Origin of the sequence: Gordonia sp. i37 (assembly GCF_002043085.1) — a bacterium.
In the GTDB taxonomy this organism is placed as follows: Bacteria; Actinomycetota; Actinomycetes; order Mycobacteriales; family Mycobacteriaceae; genus Gordonia; species Gordonia polyisoprenivorans.
Window position 1 is genome coordinate 1 of sequence record NZ_MVPX01000528.1, and the last position, 1,560, is coordinate 1,560.

Here is a 1,560-nt window from a genome sequence, read left to right on the forward strand (position 1 = left end):
TGCGGGATACGCCTCCACCGCCCAGCCGGCCACACGGTCGACGACGTCGAGGTCGGCCAGTAGCCCGGCACAGCGGAACGCGACATGGGCGATCTGATCGGCGGACACGCTCAACGGTCGCCCCAGTCCGTGCTCGACGAGAAACCGGTCGGTACGCCGAAATGCCAAGGGACGTCGGCGGTCGATGGCGTCGAGCCCGCTGCCGGTCGGCGTCGCGCCGCGGTGGTGGGCGACGACGAAGTCGACGAACTCCTCGGGCCACCCGAACGGCGAATCGATCCCCACCCGCGCCGACCCGGCCACCAGGGCCCGGATCGTCGCATCGTCGGCGGGGGTCACCAGCTCAACAAGCCGCGCGACGTCTGCCGACCAGTCGATCACCGCGACCGCGGTCGATGCCGGTGCGGCCGCGAGATCGACTCCAGCGGTGCGTGTCACACGTGTGACCGGTCGAACGGCACTCAGGCCATCGAGCCGTCGAGGAACTCCGCGTAGGCGGGCAGATCGAGCTGACCGTGGCCCGACAATCCGATGACGACGACCTGCTCGGTGGGATCGTCGGCGACGTGGGCCGCGGCTGCGGCGATGGCATGCGTCGACTCCGGCGCGGGCACGATGCCCTGCGTCCGCGCGAACTGGACGCCGGCCTCGAAGGCCTTGCGCTGGGCGATCGCGATGCCCTGCACGAGTCCGAGTTCGACGGTGTGGCTCAGCGCGGGCGCCATGCCGTGGTAGCGCAGGCCACCGGCGTGGATCGGGTCCGGCACGAAATCCATTCCGAGCGTGTGCATCTTGAGCAGCGGGGTCAGTCCGGCGACGTCACCGTGGTCGTACCGGTACTCACCCTGCGTGATCGACGGGCAGGCGGCTGGTTCGGCGGCAACGATCCGCGGATTCGACCGTCCGGCCAGCTTCTCCCGCAGGAACGGGAACGAGAGACCGGCGAGGTTCGATCCGCCTCCGGCGCAACCGAAGACGACGTCGGCGCCACCCGGCTCGACGCCGGCGAGCTGCTCGACGGCCTCCTGGCCGATGACACTCTGGTGGAGCACAACGTGATTGAGGACGCTGCCGAGCGCATACCGGGTGTCGTCGTGGGTCGCGGCGACCTCGACGGCCTCGCTGACCGCCATCCCCAGGCTCCCGGTGGTGTTCGGGTCCTTGGCGAGCATCGCGCGGCCGGCCTCGGTGAGGTCGGACGGACTCGGGTGCACCGTCCCTCCGTAGGTCCGCATCAGATATCCGCGGTACGGCTTGGAATCGTAGGACGCGCGCACCTGCCACACCTCGACGTCGATGCCGAACTGCGCTCCGGCGAAGGCCAGCGCGCTACCCCACTGGCCCGCCCCGGTTTCTGTCGTCAGTTTGCGCACTCCGTCGACGGAGTTGTAATAGGCCTGCGCGACAGCCGAATTGGTCTTATGACTGCCGACCGGGCTGACGCCCTCGTACTTGACGTAGATCCGCGCACCGGTGTTCAGCGACTCCTCGAACCGTCGCGCGCGAATCAGCGGCGACGGCCGCCACATCCGGTAGATCTCCCGGACCGGCTTTGGGGTC

2 protein-coding genes are annotated in these 1,560 nt (G+C 69.3%); both read right to left on the minus strand.

All coding sequences use genetic code 11. From position 1 onward, the window contains the following. On the minus strand, positions 1 to 438 hold a 438-nt coding region (locus tag B1964_RS26205; RefSeq protein WP_139765881.1), incomplete at its 3' end, for a DUF429 domain-containing protein. A 23-nt stretch (positions 439 to 461) separates the two neighbouring features. Next, the coding region (locus B1964_RS26210; RefSeq protein WP_079931892.1) for a TrpB-like pyridoxal phosphate-dependent enzyme at positions 462 to 1,560 on the minus strand (1,099 nt) is incomplete at its 5' end.